Genomic DNA, 17,370 nt, shown 5'->3' on the forward strand with positions numbered 1-17,370 from the left:
ATCTCAGCTGCTCCGGCGAGGTCATCTCAGCACGTCGGGAATGGCTCTGACGGTGCCCACGCGCATGCCGCCGCCGAGCACCGGAGCGGACGCCAGCTCGGCGAGATCCTCGGTCCAGTCGACACCGATACGGTGCAGGATCGCCGCCGTCAGCGGCAGCCGGGCCCGGTCGCTGCCGTCGTCGATCTTCAAGGCGAAGGACCGTCCGCCGGGGAGGGCGCCCGCGTGGACACCGTCGGCCCCGACCTTGCACAGCAGACCCGGGACCGACGCCATCAGGCGCTCGTCGTCCAGCCCGGTTCCCGACACCTGCCACGGGTGCTCGCGGACGGCGTCAGCGACCGTGCGTTCGGCACTGCCCGGATCGGCGGTCACGAGCGCGGAGAAGGCCCGGGCCAGCGCGGTCAGGGACAGCGGCACGATCGGGAGTCCGCAGCCGTCGATGCCGAGCTCGTACTCGTCCTCACCGGACAGCTCCGCGATGGTCTCCCGGATCTCCCGCTGCAGGGGATGGGTCGCGTCCAGGTAGGTGTCGAGGGGCCAGTCGCGGGTGGCGCACACAGACACCATCGCCGCGTGCTTGCCGGAGCAGTTCATGAACACCGGTCGCGGGCCGCCGCCGAGCGCCAGCACCCGGGCCCGGGCGACGTCGTTCCCGGGCAGGTCCGACGGGCACCGCAGGTCGCGTTCGGAGCGCCCGTTGCGCTCGAGCAGCGACAGCACCCCGGCGACGTGCTCGGGTTCGCCGCTGTGCGATGCGGTGGACAGCGCGACCTCCCGGGAATCGACGGGGGCGAACCCGTTTCGGAGCATCGCGACGGCCTGCAGCGGTTTGTTCGCGGACCGCGGGTAGATCGGGGTGTTCACCTCGCCGAGGGCGAGGAGGGTCTCACCGGATGGATCGAGCACGACGAGCGATCCGCGGTGCACGCACTCGCGGAAACCGGATCGGACGACCTCGACCAGCTCGACGCTCAATACTCCACCCGCACCTTCAGCCCGGCGATTCGCCTGCGTGCCTTGTCCTCGACAGTAGGCGACAGGCCGGGCTGTTGCTCGAGGAGAAGCGCCATCCGCGCCGGGTCGCGGCCGGTGAACAGGTCGCGCACGGTGACGCCGTGGTCCGGGACGTGCACGACGGTGATCGGGTCGCCTGCCTCGACGGGACCAGGGGTGATCACCTTGAGGTACGCGCCGGTGTCACCGCGCTCGGCGAACCGCTTGACCCACTGCGGTTCGGCCGCCCACACGCCGAAGGTGCCGCACGGGGTGCGCGGCCCGGTGACCTCGAGTTCGAGGGTGTCCCCGAGCAGCCACCGCTCGCCGATGACGGCGTCGCTGGTCGCGACACCGCTCACCCGCAGGTTCTCGCCGAACCAGCCGGCATGCAGCTCGCGGCCCAGTTCGTCCTGCCAGCGTGCGGACTCGGTCGTCGAGTACGCGTAGACGGCCTTGAACGGGCCGCCGTGGTGCTCGGTGTCGCAGACCCGGTCGCCGTCGAGCCCGTTCCCGTCGACGGCCACCGGCCCCTCGACGGCGCGTTTGTCGATGGCGGTGCGTGGTACCCGCCTCGTTCCCGAATCCCGTTCGGCGAACAGTCGGCAGACGGCGTCCACGCAGCCCGTCTGCGGGCTCACCGGCCGCGCAATCGGTCGACGGCCGCGCGGCCGGGCTGGAAATCGTCGTGGTCCGGCACCGAGTCGGCGTCGATCGCGGCCGCTGTGTTTCCTGCCTCGAGGGCGGTGTCGGCGGGGACGGAGCGCTTGAGCAGGGCAAGGGCGATCGGGCCGAGTTCGTGGTGGTCGACGACCGTACCGACGCGACCGACCGTGCGACCGCCGGCGGTGACGGCGTCGCCGGGGACGGGTCGGGTGTCCGCCGAGCCGTCGAGGTGGAGCAGCACCAGGTGCCTGGGCGGCTTGCCGAGATTGTGGACCCGCGCGACGGTCTCCTGACCGCGATAGCAGCCCTTGTCGAGGTGGACGGCTCCGTGTTCGGCGACGCCGCCGATCCACCCGACCTCGTGCGGGATGGTGCGATCGTCGGTGTCCAGGCCGAGGCGGGGGCGCAGCGCCGTGACGCGCAGTGCCTCGAACGCCCACGTTCCGGCCGGCTCGGCGCCTGCCTCCGTGAGGGTTCGCCACCAGTCTCCGAGGCGTTCGCGCGGGACGACGAGGTCCCAGGCGTGCTCGCCGGGCCACGGCATCGAGCGCAGGAAACCGCCGCCGGGCAGCGCGACCGCCTCGTACGTTCCGGGCAGCTCCGCGATGCCGAGTGCCTCGAGGAACCGCGGGCGGCGGACGTCGGGTCCGAGCAGTGACAGGACCGCCGTCTCGGGCTCGGGCTTCGGTTCCGCCTTCGCCCAGAACACCATCTTCTGCAGGAAGGTCAGCAGCTCCGGGCCGGTCGTGGCCTCGGTGTCGATCCAGGTGACACCGACCTGGTCGGTGAGGACGAAGTGGTGTTCGACGCGGCCGTTCAGGTCGAGGCTGAGGTTCTCGGCGCTGGTGCCGTCGGGCAGGTTGGTCACGTGCTGGCTGGAGATGGTGTGCAGCCAGGAGAGCCGCTCGTCACCTCCGATCGACAGCACGAACCGGTTGGATCGGTCGACGATCGCGACCGCGCGTTCGGCCGTCCGCTGTTCCCGGAGCGGGTCGCCGTAGTGCCAGGCGACACCCGCGTCGGGAGAGTCGTCGGGATTGGGGACTGCCCCGGCGGTGGTGAGTAGTGGACTCGGCGTGATGCGCACGGACTCGGACACGCTTCCAGTGTAGGAGGGGCGTCCGTGTCGGCACGCCGGGGCAGGTGAGGGCCCGTCGTAGTGTGGGGACATGGCTGAGCAGGTGCTGGTGACCTTGGACGGCGCGGTGCAGGACGCGGACGCCCCGCTGCTGTGCGCGGACGATCTCGCCGCGGTGCGTGGCGACGGGGTCTTCGAGACGATCCTCGTCCGGGGTGGGGCGCCATGCACGATCGAACTGCATCTGGCCCGGTTCGCGAATTCCGCGGCGATGCTGGACCTGCCCCGCCCCGACCTGGACGCCTGGCGGACGGCGGTCGCCGTCGCCGTCGAGGAGTGGGGTGCCGAACGGGAGGGTGCGATGCGCCTGGTGCTCGGTCGGGGCCGGGAGTCGGGCGGGGATCCGACCGCGTATGTCACGGTGGGACCGATAGCGGACCGGGTGGCGGCCGCCCGCGAGGAAGGGGTGTCGGTGTGCACTCTCGACCGGGGTTTCTCCGTGGACGTCGTGGACAAGGCGCCGTGGCTGCTGCTCGGGGCGAAGACGCTCTCCTACGCGACGAACATGGCGGCAGTTCGGTACGCGCAGTCCAAGGGCATGGACGACGTGATCTTCACCAGCAGTGAGGGTCTGGTGCTCGAGGGGCCGCGCTCCACGGTGCTGATCGCCCGGGGTCGCACGCTGATCACGCCGCCCGTCGAGCACGGCATCCTTCCCGGTACGACACAGCAGGCGTTGTTCGCGGTGGCGGGCGCGCATCGGTTCCGGTGCGAGACCTCGGCGTTGCGGCCTGCCGATCTGATTGCCGCGGATGGTGTTTGGCTGCTGTCGAGCGTCACGCTCGCGGCGCGCGTGCACACCCTCGACGGGTTGTCGCTGCCGGAGCCGGATGTCGCCGAAGAGCTTTCCGGCCTGGTGGATCTCGCTGTCGGGACGGTGGGTGTGGAGGCCGACGCGGCGTGACCGGAATGTGACTCGCCGCACGGTTCGGTCCGGCGGATAGGCGATTGGGAACTTCTTTACTACTGTCCGTAGTAGACGAAGGCCTGCGGTTCGGTGCTGCGGGGGTTACCTTTTGAACGGACTGCATGTGTCAGCCCACACCTGCAGTTCCGGCAAGCCTGTCCCACGGGCCCGGACCGGGAGTAGACATGGACGCACTCGACGTGTCGCGATGGCAATTCGGAATCACGACGGTCTATCACTTCATTCTCGTCCCGTTGACCATCGGGCTCGCCCCGCTGATCGCGATCATGCAGACGATGTGGGTGGTCACGAAGAAGGACCACTGGTACCGCCTCACCAAGTTCTTCGGAAAGCTCTTCCTCATCAACTTCGCGCTCGGTGTCGCCACCGGCATCGTGCAGGAATTCCAGTTCGGCATGAACTGGAGCGAGTACTCCCGCTTCGTCGGCGACGTGTTCGGTGCCCCGCTCGCACTCGAGGGCCTCGTGGCCTTCTTCCTCGAGTCCACCTTCCTCGGCCTGTGGATTTTCGGTTGGGGTCGACTGCCGAAACTGGTTCACCTCGCCACCATCTGGCTGGTCGCGATCGGCGTGAACGCGTCGGCGTACTTCATCATCTCCGCGAACTCGTTCATGCAGCATCCGGTCGGTGCGATCTACAACGAGGAGACCGGCCGCGCGGAGCTGACCAGCATCTGGACCCTGCTGACGAACAACACCACCCTGGCGGCCTTCCCACACGTCATCGCGGGTGCCTTCCTCACTGCCGCGACATTCGTCGCCGGCATCGCCGGCTGGTGGATGGTCCGGAACATGCGCCGCGCCAAGGCAGCCGAACCCGCCGAGGCCGAGCGGATGGAAACCGAGGCACGCACCATGTTCCGGCCCGCTGCCCGACTCGGACTGTGGGTGATGATCATCTCCGGCGTCGCGCTGATCTTCACCGGTGACATCCAGGCCAAGCTGATGTTCGAGCAGCAGCCGATGAAGATGGCGTCCGCGGAGTCGTTGTGTCACACCGAAACCGACCCCAGCTTCTCGATCCTGACCATCGGCACGCAGAACAACTGCGACAGCGTCACCCGTGTCATCGAGGTCCCGGGCATCCTGTCCTACCTCGCCGAGGGCAGCTTCAGCGGTGTCACGCTGCAGGGTGTCGAAGACCTACAGGTGCAGTACGAGGAGCAGTTCGGCCCGGGCAACTACCGACCGAACCTCTTCGTCACCTACTGGTCCTTCCGCGCGATGATCGGCCTCGCGGCCGGTTCGGCGCTGCTCGCCATCGTCGGGCTGTGGGTGACCAGACGTGGCCGGGTACCGGACCAGAAGTGGTTCGGCTGGCTGAGCATCCTGGTGATCCCGACGCCGTTCCTCGCCAACAGCGCCGGCTGGATCTTCACCGAGATGGGACGTCAGCCCTGGGTGGTGCATCCGAATCCCACTGGCGTGGACATGATCCGCCTGACCGTGGACCAGGGCGTCTCCAATCATTCTGTCGCCACCGTCTGGACGTCGCTGATCGTGTTCACCCTGCTGTACGCCGCACTCGGCGTCGTCTGGTTCTGGCTGATCCGCCGCTACACCATCGAGGGACCGCTCCCGCACGACGCGCACCCGCCAGGTGACAAACCCGACGAGCCGGACGACACCGGCAAGCCCGAGCAGCTGTCGTTCGCGTACTAGAGGAGACGGACATGGGACTTCAGGAACTCTGGTTCATCCTCATCGCGGTGCTGTTCATCGGCTACTTCGTGCTCGAGGGATTCGACTTCGGTGTCGGCATGCTCATGCCGGTGCTCGGGCGGAGCAAGAACGGATCGGCGGACAACGACACCCGACGGCGAGTCGTGCTCAACACGATCGGACCCGTCTGGGACGGCAACGAAGTCTGGCTGCTCACGGCGGGCGGTGCACTGTTCGCGGCCTTCCCGGAGTGGTACGCCACGTTGTTCTCCGGCTTCTACCTGCCGCTGCTGCTGATCCTTGTCGCGTTGATCGTGCGTGTGTGCGCGATCGAGTACCGCGGCAAGATCGACGACGCGACGTGGCGGTCGCGGTGGGACTGGGGCATCATCCTCGGTTCCTGGGTGCCCGCGGTCCTGTGGGGCGTCGCGTTCGCGAACATCGTCCGCGGCGTGGCGATCGACGAGAACCGGCAGGTCGTCTCCGGATTCTTCGACCTGCTGAACCCGTACGCGCTGCTCGGTGGCGCCACCACCGCGATCGTGTTCGCGCTGCACGGTGCCGTCTTCATCGCGCTCAAGACTGCCGACGAGGTGCACGAGGACGCGGTGAAACTCGCCTCCCGGCTGTCGATCCCGGCGGTCGTGATCGCCGGCGCGTTCGTGCTGTGGACCCAGCTCGCCTACGGCAAGGGCTGGACCTGGATCCTCGTCGGCATCGCCGCGGCCGCACTCCTCGGCGTCGTGGCCCTGACCGCGGTCGCCCGGGAGGGCTGGGCGTTCGTGCTCACCACCGTCGCGGTGATCGGCGCTGTGGTGCTGCTGTTCGCGTCGCTGTACCCGAACGTGATGCCGTCCACGATCTCCGACGACTACAGCCTGACCATCTACAACGCCTCGTCGAGCCCGTACACGCTCAAGGTGATGACCTGGGCGGCGGCGTTCATGACCCCGGTGGTGCTGATCTACCAGGGCTGGACGTACTGGGTGTTCCGCAAGCGCATCTCGACCGCCCACATCCCGCCGTCGATCGGACTGCCGATCAAGACCAGCTAGATGGTTGCAGAAGCCCCGGCCGCGCCCGCATCCCGCAGGCGCGGGCCGGTGGATCCCCGGATGTGGCGGTACTCGCGGTCCGCACGCGGCCACCTGGTGCTCACGGTGACGCTGTCGCTGGTGGTCGCGGCCGCCGTGATCGTCTCGGCGGTCATGATCGGCACCGTGCTCGCCGGCGTCATCACCGATCCGGACGCCCGCAGCGTCGCACACTGGTCCGGTGAGCTCACCGTCCTCGCTGCCGCGGTCGCGGTGCGGGTGACGGCGACCTGGCTGCAGTCACGGTTCGCGCACAGGTCCGCGTCGCGGGTCATCGGTGAGCTTCGCGCCGAGGTGCTCGCGGCGGCGACCGACCTGGCCCCCCGCGACCTCGACCCCCGGCGGGACGAGACCGCCACGGTCCTGACCCGGGGAATCGAGGGGCTGCGCGCCTATCTCACCGGCTACCTGCCTGCGTTGCTGCTGGCGGTCACGGTCACCCCGCTGACGCTGCTCGTCATCATGGTCACGGACCTGACGTCGGCGGTGATCGTCGTGATCACCCTGCCACTGATCCCGATCTTCATGATCCTGATCGGACTGCTCACCCGCGGCAAGGCCGCCGCGTCGCTGCGCACCATGACCGCGCTGTCCGCGCAGCTCCTCGACCTCCTCGCCGGACTGCCGACCCTGCGCGCACTCGGACGTGAGCGTGGTCCGCAGGACCGGGTCCGGACACTCGGTGACGAGCACCGGCGCACGACGATGTCGTCGCTGCGCATCGCGTTCCTCTCGTCCATGGTGCTCGAACTCCTGGCGACGTTGTCGGTCGCGCTGATCGCGGTGAGCATCGGCCTGCGCCTGGTGTTCGGCGAGATGGCGTTGCAGGCGGGTGTGATCGCGCTGGTGCTCGCGCCCGAGGTGTACCTGCCGCTGCGGACCGTGGGTGCGCAGTTCCACGCCGCGGAGGACGGAATGGCCGCGGCCGACAAGGCATTCGGCGTCCTCGACGGCCGGGCCGACGCCCGGCCCCCCGGTGGCGCTCCGGTGCCTGCGGGCGTGGTCGCACTGCGCCGTGTCGGGATGCGCAGCCGATCGGGCTGGGCGCCACGAGGTCTCGACCTCATCCTGGCTCCCGGAAAGGTGACCGCACTGACCGGCCCCAACGGCGCGGGCAAGTCGTCGGCGGTCCAGGTGATCCTCGGTCTCGCCGAGCCGGACGAAGGCTCGGCGCAGGTCGGCGGCACCGACATTCGCGACCTCGACCCGCAGCTCTGGTGGAAGTCGGTGGCCTGGCTCCCGCAGCATCCGGTGCTCGTACCCGGAACGCTGCGGGAGAACCTCGAACTGACGGGACCGGTCGACGCGGACCCGCGCAGGGTCGACTCCGTGTGCGCTGCAACCGGATTCGACGACGTCCTGCGGGAGTCCCCGAACGGATGGGACACCGTCGTCGGCGCCGGCGGCATCGGGCTGTCACTCGGGCAGCGCCAGCGGCTCGCCCTCACCCGAACTCTCCTCACCGAGGCATCGGTGGTGCTGCTCGACGAACCCACCGCGCATCTCGACGCCGAATCCGAGGCGCGGGTGCTGGCAGCGATCCGAGCACTCGCCGAGTCCGGTGCGGCGGTACTCCTCGTCGGTCACCGCGCGTCGGTGCTCGCCGCCGCCGACAGCGTCGTGACGGTCGCGGCGGAGGTGCCCGCGTGACACGCGATCCGCTGTACCGGGCCCTGGCACTGCTCGAACTGTCGCCGCGCCGCGTCCTGTACGCCGTCCTCGCCGGGGTCGCGACCCTCGGCAGCGCCCTGGCGCTGGCCGCACTCTCCGCCTGGCTGATCACCCGCGCCTGGCAGATGCCGCCGGTGCTCGACCTCACCGTCGCCGTCGTCGCGGTCCGCGCACTCGGCATCTCCCGAGGACTCTTCCGGTACCTGGAGCGTCTCGCCACCCACGACGCCGCGCTCCGCGGCACCGTGTCGGCGCGGGAGAACCTGTACCGCCGACTCGCCGTCGGCGACCCCGCCGCACCGGCGGGACTGCGCCGAGGTGACCTCCTGGCCCGCACCGGCGCGGACGTCGACGCGCTCGGCGACGTCGTCATCCGGGCGCTCGTCCCGATGGTCGTGGCCGTCGTCATGGCGTTGGCCGCCGTCGTGGGACTCGCCCTGATCTCGCCCGCGGCGGCACTGGTTCTCGCGGTCGCGCTCGCCGTCTCCGGCGTCCTGGCGCCGATGCTCGCGGCCCGGTCCGCCCGGCTCGCGGCCTCCGCGGGGGCGGCCGCGACCGCCCGCTACGCCGAGACCGCGGTCCTGGCCCTCGACCATGCCGCCGAACTGCGCGTGGCGGGCCGGCTCGACGAGACGGTCGCGCGCGCCGACCGACACGACCGGGACGTCGTCGTCGCCACGGACCGGGCCGCGGTGCCCACCGCGTTCGCCGACGCCGCGACGCCGCTCGCGATCGGCGCGAGCGTCCTCGCCTCGCTGCTCATCGGCATCACGCTGTACGGGCCGGACGGCGGAACCGCGGGAGGAATGACGCCGATGGCGCTCGGCATCCTCGTCCTGCTGCCGCTGTCCGCCTTCGAGGCGACGTCGGCGCTGCCCGCTGCCGCGGTCGCGCTGACCCGCGGCAGGCTCGCGTCCGCTCGCATCATGGAACTGCTCGACCGGGCAGCGCGACCGCAGCCGACCGGAAGCAATCCCGTCCCGGTGCCCGTGCACCTGACGGCCTCGGGTCTGCGCTGCGGCTGGCCCGGTGCCGACGCGGGACCCCGGGTGGGCCTGGACCTGCCGTCGGGATCACGGACGGCGGTCGTCGGGCCCTCCGGTTCGGGCAAGACGACCCTGCTCATGACGCTGGCGGGCCTGCTGCCGCCCGTCGAGGGGACCGTCGCCGTGGGCGGCACGCCGCTGGCCGACGTCGACCCCGAGGCGTTGCGCCGCGACGTCGGCTTCTTCGCCGAGGACGCGCACCTGTTCGACACGTCGGTGCTCGAGAACCTGCGGGTCGCCCGGGGGGATCTCACCGAGGACGAGGCGGTCGCGGTGCTGGCGAAGGTCGGGCTGGGGGAGTGGGTCGGGTCGCTCCCCGACGGCGTCCACACCACACTGCACGCGGGTGCACGGTCCGTGTCGGGTGGCCAGCGTCGCCGCATCCTGCTGGCCCGCGCCCTCGTGTCGCCGGCGCGCGTCCTGCTGCTCGACGAGCCGACCGAACATCTCGACGCCGACGCGGCGTCCGATGTCCTGCGCGGGCTGCTGGACCGCGGCGCGAGTCTGGTCGACGCCGGTCGCACCGTCGTCGTGGTGACGCATCACCTGCCGGAATCTGTTCGCGCAGACAGGATCGTCACCGTCGAGCGACCGTCCACGACGAGCCGAAACCGACCAGCCGGAATGGACACGGTGCGGTGACGAAACACTGCACCGGGGGTGCGCTACTGGCATAGTGGCCGGTCGAAGCGTTCGGTCACACGTCCATACGGCTCTGGGAGTTGTTCATGGGAACGTTGATTCGCCGACTCGTCACCCTGCCGATAGCGGGCCTCGTGGCCGCGCTCGCCCTGTCCACGGGCGGCCCCGCCGCAGCGCTGCCCATCTACCCGGTCGCGGATCCGGATCCCTTCTTCGGTGCGCCCGCGGATCTCGTCGCGGCGCACCAGCCGGGCGACGTCCTCAAGATCCGGCAGATGCCACCCAATCTGTACTTCCCGGGCAGTGAGGTGTGGGAACTGCTCTTCCGGACAACGGATTCCGAGGGCAAGCCGATCGCCGCGAACACGACGCTCCTGGTGCCGCCGAACTTCGTTCCCGACAGCCCCCTGGTGTCGTACCAGCACATCATCAATGCGCTCGGACACAAGTGCAAGATCGCGACCGAGCTGTACACGACCGACCCGCTGACCCAGATCCGTGAGGCACCGGGACTGAACATCGCCCTCGCCCGTGGCTGGGCCGTCGCACTGCCCGATCACCTCGGACCCCGAATGGCCTACGGTGCAGCGAAACTCGGCGGTCAGGTGACTCTCGACGGGATCCGCGCGGTCAAGCGGGTGCCCGAGCTGAGGGTGGTGAACAGCCCCGTCGGGCTGGGCGGCTACTCCGGCGGGGGCATGGCGACGGCCTGGGCGGCCGCGCTCGCACCGACCTATGCACCCGAATTGGACATCGTCGGCGCCGCGGAGGGCGGCGTGCCGATGAATCTGGTGAAGATGGCCTCGGCGCTCGGTACGAACCCGCATCCCGCGTTCGGTCTCGCGATGGCCGCAGCCCTCGGCCTCGAACGCGAGTACCCCGAACGGATGAACGTCTCTGGGCAGCTCAACGACAACGGTCGGTGGCTCCAGTCGATGATCCGGGACGGCTGCACCAACGAGATCATGTTCTGGGGGGTCGGGAGATCCGCAAGCCAGGTCACCGACAACGTCAACTTCATGGACGATCCGTCCGCTTGGCAGGTGATGGAGGAGAACAGCCTGGAGATGTACCCCGGCATCCCCGCGGTCCCACTCTTCGAGTGGCACAGCCCGACGGACACGCTCGTGCCCGTCGACGCGATCGACAACACAATCCGCCGGTACTGCGACGCGGGTGTCCCCGTGCAGACGCTCCTCACACCGAGCCCGGATCACCTGTCGGCGGCCGTGCTCGGGCTGCCGCAGGCGCTCGACTGGCTCGACGGCCGGTTCCGCGGCGTTCCCGCGCCCTCGACCTGCTGAAACGCCCGTCGCGAATAATCCGTTGCCGAGGTGACCGCACCGGCGTACTTTCGGCGGTACACGAGGAAGGAGGTGGTCTGAAGTTGAAGAACTACAGGACGCGTGAGGTGGCTGTCCGCTAGCCAACGACGCTGAAGGGTTCACCAACCGCATCCGCGGCCGGCGAATCCCCAACAGCCACCCGGCCCCCGAGTCTCCCGGCCAAGTCCGACCGGGATCAGGACGTTCACGTCCGGCTCGGGGGTCGTTCTGCGTCCGGTGCCTCCGACGCGCCGATCAGGTGAAGGCGATGACGTCGTCGCCCCACGCCAGCCGAACCGCACGATCGAGGTCGGGCACCGCCCGGTCGTGCTTGTCGATCACCAGCGTCGCCCGGCCCGCGACGTCGTAGGATGCCCATTCAGGTTCGCCGTCCGGTCCCTCGGGGCGGCCGGAGGTCGCGAACGCCACCCATCGATGTCGCATGCGGGCCGAGATGCGGCGGCCCGTGGACAGCCCGCCGAGCAGGTAGGTGACGTCCTTCGGGTGGTGCGCGATGTTGCCGAAGACGTAGGGCAGCTCGACGCCGTGAGTGGCGCCGATCCGCAGCACGTCGAGCATCGGCGTCGCGTAGTCGAACCGGTACAGCCACGTCGGTGCGATCGCGCTGTGTGCCTCGGCGATCCACAGTGCGGGTAACCGGAACGCGAAGTCACGGGTCAGCGCGAGGCTGTCTCCCACCTTGCCCAATCCGGCATACACCGATTCGATGTGCGGTTCGTCGGGCGGCTCGACGTCGGGATGTTCGGCGGCGATCTCCGAGAACATCGACCGGATCACCTCGGGGTCCAGGGGCATCAGCGGTGACTTCATGAGCCGGAAGAGTGAGCTCTCGTCACGGTTGGTCCCGATCAGCAACGGGACGGGATTCGCTTCGCCCCTGCGGAAGACGTCGAGCGGATAGTCGGGCAGGAACTCCCCGTCCACGATCGGAGCGAACGCGAGTGTGCCCGGATACTCCTCCGGTACCCGGGCGAAGAGCTCGTCCGACGCCGCGACCAACTCGTCGACGGACGCCGACCGGAGCCGGTTCGGATCGCCGCTCCCGCCGAGTACTTCGAGAAACCGGCGGGCGACCGTGGCGCCCCGCTCCGAGTTGTAGACGGACGTTGCGGGCGAGCTCTCCGCGATGGCGTGGTGAAACAGGCCCCGCGCGGCGGGAACGGTCATCAGTGTCGTGACCGCGCCGCCGCCGGCGGACTCGCCGAAGAGCGTGACGCGGCCCGGATCGCCGCCCACCGCGGAGATGTTGTCGCGGACCCATTCGAGGGCTGCGACCATGTCACGCAGGGCCACATTGGAGTCGACGCTGTCGTCGAGCGACGAGAAGTCCACGAATCCGAAGACGCCGATCCGGTAGTTGACCGTGACGATGACGGCGCCGCCTGCCGCGAGGGCCCGGCCGTCGTACAGGGGTTGGCGGGAGGCGCCGCGAAAGTAGGCGCCGCCGTGAATCCACACGAGTACCGGCAGGCCCTCTGCCTCGGCGGGTGCCCACACGTTCAGCGACAGGCAGTCCTCGTCGGTTCTGGCGTCCGTGCCCAGCTTGATCGCCGCGATCCTGGTCTGCGGGGCGCACGGCCCGAAGTCCGTACAGTCCAGGACGTCGGTCCACCGCGCGGGCGATCGGGGCGCCCGGTAGCGGAGGTCGCCGGTCGGAGCCTCGGCGTACCGGATCCCCTTCCAGGACCGCACCGCCCCGTCGGTCGTCCCGCGGACGGGACCGTGCACGGTCTCGAAGATCGGGGCATCAGCTCGGTGCGAGGCCGCGGCGGGTGAGTGCGGTGTCATCGTCGCTCCTGAGGTCGTGCCCCGACTGTACGGCGAACAACGACGACTCCAGGCGGGTGCGCGACGAATGCGCCCGCGTTCCGTGCGTGTGCACGGGTGTGGCGGTCAGCCGATGTAGCGGGCCAGTCGTGCCGACAGGTGCGGCTTCAGCTCGCCGTCCGCGAGGATGCGCTCCTCGACGTAGGCGAGGTCGCCGCCCTCGATGATGCCGTACAGGCGCTTGGCGCCGCCCACGAGCGCGCCGTGCTTGCTGCGGATCACCACGTCCGTGGCGAGCTCCCAGCTCGACTGCGTGAGCGCGGTGCCGTAGTACAGCTCGATCACACCCGAGGCGTGCGTCAGGAGCAGTTCGACGGTCTCTTCGTCGACGCTGCCCGGGATGCCGTCGCCACTGACCCGCCAGAACCCGCTCTCGCGCAGGTCGGGGCGGACGTAGTTGCCCTCGGCGTCGAGAACCCACGACTGGGACTCCCAGCGCAGGTAGTTGCCGCCGTCGTGGGAGACGACGATCTGCTGTCCGAAGCGGTAGTCGCCGGACTCGGGGTTGTTGCCCTCTCCCTCGCCGCGCCACACACCGACGAGCGGCAGCAGGGCGAGGAGTTCCGGGTTCAGGTCCGGCCCGAGTCGCAGGTTGGCCGTGTCCTCGGGCAGTGGGAGCCCGGGGAGGACGGGGACGTTCCGTCCGGCGGTGTCCTTGGCGCGCTCGATCGCGTCGGCCACGGCCTTGTCGCCGCTGCCGCGCTTGATCGTCGGAGCAGACTGTTCGGACTCGGCGTCCGCGGATTCCCCGCCGATCGGGTCGAGCGGCTCGCCGCTGGTGCCGGTCGAGCTCACGGCTTGTCGGTGACCAGTCGGTACACGACGTACAGCGAGAACCAGGTGATGAGAACGGCTGCGAGAACCAGCAGCACCTCGAAGAAGATGACCACGGGGACAGCTTAGACCGCCCACCCCATCGCGGCGACGCCGGGGATGCTCATCCGGAACGACAGCGACCCCGCACCGGACGGTGCGGGGTCGCTGTCGTTGCCAACCAGGTGGCAGTGCCCTTACTTGCTGACGGTGATGTCCACGTTGTGGATGCCGTTGCCCTCGGGGCTGATGGTGTTGTCGCCGTTGCCGGTGCTGGACAGTGCGCGAACGGTCCAGGTGCCGGGGGCGGCGAAGAACCGGAAGTCGCCGGTTCCGGACGCCACGACCTCGGCGGTGAACTCGCCGGTGCCGTCGAGCAGGCGCACGAACGCGCCGCCGACCGGCTGGCCGTCAGCGGCCAGCACGCGACCGGTGATGACGGTTTCCTTCGACGCGTCCACGCCGGCGGGCAGGGTCTGACCCTGAACGGGTGCTCCACACATGACTATTACGCTCCCAGTTCGATCGGTGCACCGACGAGCGAGCCGTACTCGACCCAGCTGCCGTCGTAGTTCTTGACGTTCTTCTTGCCGAGGATCTCCTGCAGCACGAACCAGGTGTGGCTCGAGCGCTCGCCGATGCGGCAGTACGCGATGGTCTCGCGGCTGTCGTCGAAGCCCTTCTCCGCGTACAGGGACTCGAGGTCCGCGTCCGACTTGAAGGTGCCGTCCTCGTTCGCGGTCGTCGACCACGGGATGTTGATCGCACCCGGGACGTGACCACGCTGCTGCGCCTGCTCCTGCGGCAGGTGCGCCGGCGCGAGGATCTTGCCGGCGAACTCGTCGGGGGAGCGGACGTCGACCAGGTTCTTCGCCCCGATCGCGTTGATGACCTCGTCGCGGAAGGCGCGGATCGAGGTGTCGGCCTCCTCGGCCTTGTACTCGGTGACCGGGCGGACGACCTCGTCGCGCGACAGCGGACGACCGTCGAGCTCCCACTTCTTGCGGCCACCGTCGACGAGCTTGACGTCCTTGTGGCCGTAGATCTTGAAGTACCAGTACGCGTACGCCGCGAACCAGTTGTTGTTGCCGCCGTACAGGATCACGGTGTCGTCGTTGGAGACGCCCTTCGCGGAGAGCAGCGCCGAGAACTTCTCGCGGTCGAGGAAGTCGCGTCGGACGCCGTCCTGGAGATCCTTGCGCCAGTCGAGGCGGATGGCGCCCTCGATGTGGCCACCTTCGTAGGCCGAGGTGTCTTCGTCGACCTCGATGAACACCGTGTTCGGCGCATCGAGGTTCTGCTCGGCCCAGTCGACAGAGACCAGGACGTCGGAGCGTGCCATGGGTTTCCTTTCGGTACTGACTTACGTGAGTGCTGGGTGGGTTGGTACTGCGGCCCGGTCCTCGCGGCTAGGCCGCGGCGATCGGGTTCGACCTGCGAAAGCGGGCCACGAGCGGGTAGATCTGGCAGCCGAGGCAGAAGCCGACGGCGGCGTTGAGCAGCGCCGCGAACAGGGCGAAGCCGGTCGCGACGGTGCCGAGCAGCGGTAGTCCCGCGAAGAACCCGATCACCCCGACGGTTGCGAAGATGCCGCCGACGAGCTGCGCGAACTTCAGCGGAGCCTCGGGTTCACGTTCGGTTACCGGCCCGAGACGCGGCGCGACCACCACCGCGAACAGTCGGCCGTACGGGCTGCGGCGCGGTCCGACGACTGCACCGATCGCGAACACGACGGCCTGGACGGCGAGCAACACTCCCGCCGCGACGGACGAGAACACGGAGACGACGAGCACCGCGACCAGGACGGCCGTGGTGATCCAGGCCGCGAACCGCGGTCCGCGGACGTCGACCTGGCCGTTCGGGCGGACGCCGGACACGGGTGTTTCGACATGGGTGGTGTTCGTGGACATTGCGGAGAGCTCCTGCGCTGGAGGGCCGTGCACAACTGTGACGTGGCGGGGCTTCGGGGATCGGTCACGGTGGGTTCGCGGCGTTCGAGCCGAGGGGAACCGGGTGAGACGTGAGGATCAGCAGCAGGGACAGCAACAACCGCCGAGGCGGCACAGATCGACTGCGCGGCGTCGGGTGAGCAGCAGCTCCGTGGCGGTGTGCACGCCGCGAGCTTACCGGGTTTCCTCTGGATGTGAACCCTCAGGTCGGCAGAGCGGGACCAGGGCCTGCTCGAGGTCGGACGCCGTCGGCACACCAGAAACCCGGAACCGTTGTCCGCCGTCACGGTCGAAGATGAACGTGGTGGGGAGGGACAGCACGCCGAGTTCGCGTGCCAGGGCCGGATTCTCGTCGATGTCGAGTTCGATGTCGACGGGCCGGTCCGCCTCGGCGGGCAGTCGGGCGTCGAGCGTGGCGAGGGTGCCTGCGACGACCCGCCGGACCGCGGCGCAGGGCCCGCACCAGTCGGCGGAGAAGTGCACGATCGCCGGTCCGGCGGCCGGGACCCCGACCTCTCCGAGCAGCGTTCGGCGGGTATCGGCGACCGCTGCGGGCGCTGCCGTCGCACGGACCTTCCCGGACCGGGCCTTGATCAGGGCCGCGACGGCGATTGTCGCGAGCAGTGCGACGGCGAGCACGACGAGCCCGGTCACGGCGTCGCCATCTCGTCGAGATTGATCACCACGTTGTCACCGGAGCCCTCGATCACGACCTGCGAACCCTGCGCGTACACCTTCGTCGGACGCACCCCGAACGGCAGCTGCCGGACGTCGACCTGCTTGCTGAACAGCCCGAGCACGGTCGGCTTGAGCGGTGCCGGGACGGTGAAGTCGGCGCTGCCCTCCGGTCCGAAGTACAGGTCCGTCGCGACGATGGTGACGTTGTCTCCGTCGAGTACGAGGTCGGCGGTCACGCTGACCGTCGCGGTCAGCGGTCCGACGGGGACGGTTCCGGTGAGGACGATGCCGCCGCCGGTGCTCATTCCGGACCCGCCCGACCCGCCGGTGCCGTCCGACTTGTCGGCGGGTGGCGCGGAGACCTCGAGGTCGGGGATTCCGAGGTATGCGCCGAGGCTGGTGGCCTCGATCTTGATGCGGCCGTCGAGATGCTCGACCGGAACGGTGCGGACGTCACCGCTGACCAGGTCCGACGCGGAGACCTGCACGCCGTGCAGGTCGGCCTCGACGGACACGTCCCCGAGTTCGTCGCTGGGGACCCCGACCGCCCGGATCTCGATGTGTCGGTACCTGCCTTCCGCGGCCTGGGTGAGGAAGGGGAATCCCGTGATCGTCACCGCCGGATCGGAGTCCAGGCCGGCGCCCTCCCGCAGGCCGCGCGACACCCGGTACTCCGAGTACGCGGCGGCGCCGAAGTCGACCAGCACGGCCGCGGCGATCAGGCACACCACGGTGAGTATCAGTTTGCGCACGACGTCCATTGTGACGGACAGCGGAGACGGGCCGGTCGGGCCACGGACGGTGAAGCGGGGCTCACATCACCGGCGGGCGGGGGTGGCACGCTAGTCTGTACCACGTACTTGGCATCGTTGTCGGCCGTGCTCAGGCACCTTATCGGCAAGAAGGGGAGGCCTG

The 17,370-nt window shown here is 69.5% G+C and carries 17 protein-coding genes; 6 read left to right on the top strand and 11 right to left on the bottom strand.

Annotated features, from left to right (window positions below):
- Nucleotides 1-21 precede the first annotated feature (21 nt).
- From ACFSJG_RS00080 to ygfZ, 3 genes are read right to left on the bottom strand one after another with little or no spacing between them, the layout of a single operon-like run.
- The gene (locus ACFSJG_RS00080) at nucleotides 22-978 is read right to left on the bottom strand and encodes an asparaginase (RefSeq protein WP_378483164.1); all 957 of its coding nucleotides are present in this window, start codon (nucleotides 976-978) and stop codon (nucleotides 22-24) included.
- Nucleotides 975-1,637, bottom strand: a complete 663-nt coding sequence (locus tag ACFSJG_RS00085) for an MOSC domain-containing protein (protein ID WP_378483165.1) — start codon at nucleotides 1,635-1,637, stop codon at nucleotides 975-977. Before ACFSJG_RS00085 ends, ACFSJG_RS00080 begins: the two co-directional genes overlap by 4 nt.
- A complete protein-coding gene (ygfZ, locus tag ACFSJG_RS00090) occupies nucleotides 1,634-2,761 on the bottom strand; it encodes a CAF17-like 4Fe-4S cluster assembly/insertion protein YgfZ (RefSeq protein ID WP_378483166.1) in 1,128 nt (375 codons plus the stop codon). The genes ACFSJG_RS00085 and ygfZ overlap by 4 nt, the downstream gene beginning before the upstream one ends.
- A gap of 70 nt (nucleotides 2,762-2,831) precedes the next feature.
- On the opposite strand from ygfZ, the gene ACFSJG_RS00095 reads away from it, so the two are divergent.
- The 6 genes from ACFSJG_RS00095 to ACFSJG_RS00120 all read left to right on the top strand — a co-directional run bounded on the left by ACFSJG_RS00095 (nucleotide 2,832) and on the right by ACFSJG_RS00120 (nucleotide 11,146).
- Complete coding sequence (locus tag ACFSJG_RS00095; protein WP_378483167.1) at nucleotides 2,832-3,704, top strand: aminodeoxychorismate lyase; 873 nt, start codon at nucleotides 2,832-2,834, stop codon at nucleotides 3,702-3,704.
- Between the two features lie 188 nt (nucleotides 3,705-3,892).
- Nucleotides 3,893-5,389 (top strand): cytochrome ubiquinol oxidase subunit I, encoded by a 1,497-nt coding sequence (locus ACFSJG_RS00100; RefSeq protein ID WP_378483168.1) that lies wholly within the window; start codon nucleotides 3,893-3,895, stop codon nucleotides 5,387-5,389.
- 11 nt (nucleotides 5,390-5,400) lie between these two features.
- Nucleotides 5,401-6,444, top strand: a complete 1,044-nt coding sequence (cydB, locus tag ACFSJG_RS00105) for a cytochrome d ubiquinol oxidase subunit II (protein WP_378483169.1) — start codon at nucleotides 5,401-5,403, stop codon at nucleotides 6,442-6,444.
- Nucleotides 6,445-8,133, top strand: a complete 1,689-nt coding sequence (gene cydD / locus ACFSJG_RS00110; RefSeq protein WP_378483170.1) for a thiol reductant ABC exporter subunit CydD — start codon at nucleotides 6,445-6,447, stop codon at nucleotides 8,131-8,133.
- On the top strand, nucleotides 8,130-9,842 hold the full coding sequence (gene cydC, locus ACFSJG_RS00115; protein ID WP_378483171.1) for a thiol reductant ABC exporter subunit CydC: 1,713 nt from the start codon (nucleotides 8,130-8,132) through the stop codon (nucleotides 9,840-9,842). The genes cydD and cydC overlap by 4 nt, the downstream gene beginning before the upstream one ends.
- 86 nt (nucleotides 9,843-9,928) lie before the next feature.
- Entirely contained in the window at nucleotides 9,929-11,146 is a 1,218-nt protein-coding gene (locus ACFSJG_RS00120) for a lipase family protein (protein WP_378483172.1), read from the top strand.
- A 276-nt stretch (nucleotides 11,147-11,422) separates the two neighbouring features.
- Here the strand turns inward: ACFSJG_RS00120 and ACFSJG_RS00125 are convergent, their stop codons facing one another.
- The 8 genes from ACFSJG_RS00125 to ACFSJG_RS00160 all read right to left on the bottom strand — a co-directional run bounded on the left by ACFSJG_RS00125 (nucleotide 11,423) and on the right by ACFSJG_RS00160 (nucleotide 17,207).
- A complete protein-coding gene (locus tag ACFSJG_RS00125) occupies nucleotides 11,423-12,976 on the bottom strand; it encodes a carboxylesterase/lipase family protein (RefSeq protein WP_378483173.1) in 1,554 nt (517 codons plus the stop codon).
- A 105-nt stretch (nucleotides 12,977-13,081) separates the two neighbouring features.
- On the bottom strand, nucleotides 13,082-13,771 hold the full coding sequence (locus ACFSJG_RS00130) for a heme-binding beta-barrel domain-containing protein (protein ID WP_378483360.1): 690 nt from the start codon (nucleotides 13,769-13,771) through the stop codon (nucleotides 13,082-13,084).
- 254 nt (nucleotides 13,772-14,025) lie between these two features.
- Nucleotides 14,026-14,331 carry a DUF1416 domain-containing protein gene (locus tag ACFSJG_RS00135; RefSeq protein ID WP_378483174.1) on the bottom strand — a complete coding sequence of 102 codons (306 nt, stop codon included), beginning with the start codon at nucleotides 14,329-14,331 and terminating at the stop codon, nucleotides 14,026-14,028.
- Between the two features lie 5 nt (nucleotides 14,332-14,336).
- Entirely contained in the window at nucleotides 14,337-15,170 is an 834-nt protein-coding gene (locus ACFSJG_RS00140; protein WP_378483175.1) for a sulfurtransferase, read from the bottom strand.
- A 67-nt stretch (nucleotides 15,171-15,237) separates the two neighbouring features.
- Nucleotides 15,238-15,738, bottom strand: coding sequence for a DUF4395 domain-containing protein (locus ACFSJG_RS00145; protein ID WP_378483176.1), 501 nt, complete (start codon nucleotides 15,736-15,738; stop codon nucleotides 15,238-15,240).
- A gap of 117 nt (nucleotides 15,739-15,855) precedes the next feature.
- Nucleotides 15,856-15,942, bottom strand: a complete 87-nt coding sequence (locus tag ACFSJG_RS00150) for a putative leader peptide (RefSeq protein ID WP_378483361.1) — start codon at nucleotides 15,940-15,942, stop codon at nucleotides 15,856-15,858.
- A gap of 9 nt (nucleotides 15,943-15,951) precedes the next feature.
- Nucleotides 15,952-16,431, bottom strand: coding sequence for a thioredoxin family protein (locus ACFSJG_RS00155; protein WP_378483177.1), 480 nt, complete (start codon nucleotides 16,429-16,431; stop codon nucleotides 15,952-15,954).
- On the bottom strand, nucleotides 16,428-17,207 hold the full coding sequence (locus tag ACFSJG_RS00160) for an LmeA family phospholipid-binding protein (RefSeq protein ID WP_378483178.1): 780 nt from the start codon (nucleotides 17,205-17,207) through the stop codon (nucleotides 16,428-16,430). Before ACFSJG_RS00160 ends, ACFSJG_RS00155 begins: the two co-directional genes overlap by 4 nt.
- Nucleotides 17,208-17,370 lie beyond the last annotated feature (163 nt).

The organism is Rhodococcus gannanensis (assembly GCF_042681175.1).
In the GTDB taxonomy this organism is placed as follows: Bacteria; Actinomycetota; Actinomycetes; order Mycobacteriales; family Mycobacteriaceae; genus Rhodococcus_G; species Rhodococcus_G gannanensis.

Excerpts from the sequence above, each read along its gene's own strand:
- cydB (WP_378483169.1), top strand. The coding sequence starts at position 5,401 with ATGGGACTTCAGGAACTCTGGTTCATCCTCATCGCGGTGCTGTTCATC.
- ACFSJG_RS00095 (WP_378483167.1), top strand. The coding sequence starts at position 2,832 with ATGGCTGAGCAGGTGCTGGTGACCTTGGACGGCGCGGTGCAGGACGCG.
- ACFSJG_RS00145 (WP_378483176.1), bottom strand. The coding sequence starts at position 15,738 with ATGTCCACGAACACCACCCATGTCGAAACACCCGTGTCCGGCGTCCGC.
- ACFSJG_RS00120 (WP_378483172.1), top strand. The coding sequence starts at position 9,929 with ATGGGAACGTTGATTCGCCGACTCGTCACCCTGCCGATAGCGGGCCTC.
- ACFSJG_RS00140 (WP_378483175.1), bottom strand. The coding sequence starts at position 15,170 with ATGGCACGCTCCGACGTCCTGGTCTCTGTCGACTGGGCCGAGCAGAAC.
- ACFSJG_RS00135 (WP_378483174.1), bottom strand. The coding sequence starts at position 14,331 with ATGTGTGGAGCACCCGTTCAGGGTCAGACCCTGCCCGCCGGCGTGGAC.
- ACFSJG_RS00100 (WP_378483168.1), top strand. The coding sequence starts at position 3,893 with ATGGACGCACTCGACGTGTCGCGATGGCAATTCGGAATCACGACGGTC.
- ACFSJG_RS00125 (WP_378483173.1), bottom strand. The coding sequence starts at position 12,976 with ATGACACCGCACTCACCCGCCGCGGCCTCGCACCGAGCTGATGCCCCG.
- cydD (WP_378483170.1), top strand. The coding sequence starts at position 6,445 with ATGGTTGCAGAAGCCCCGGCCGCGCCCGCATCCCGCAGGCGCGGGCCG.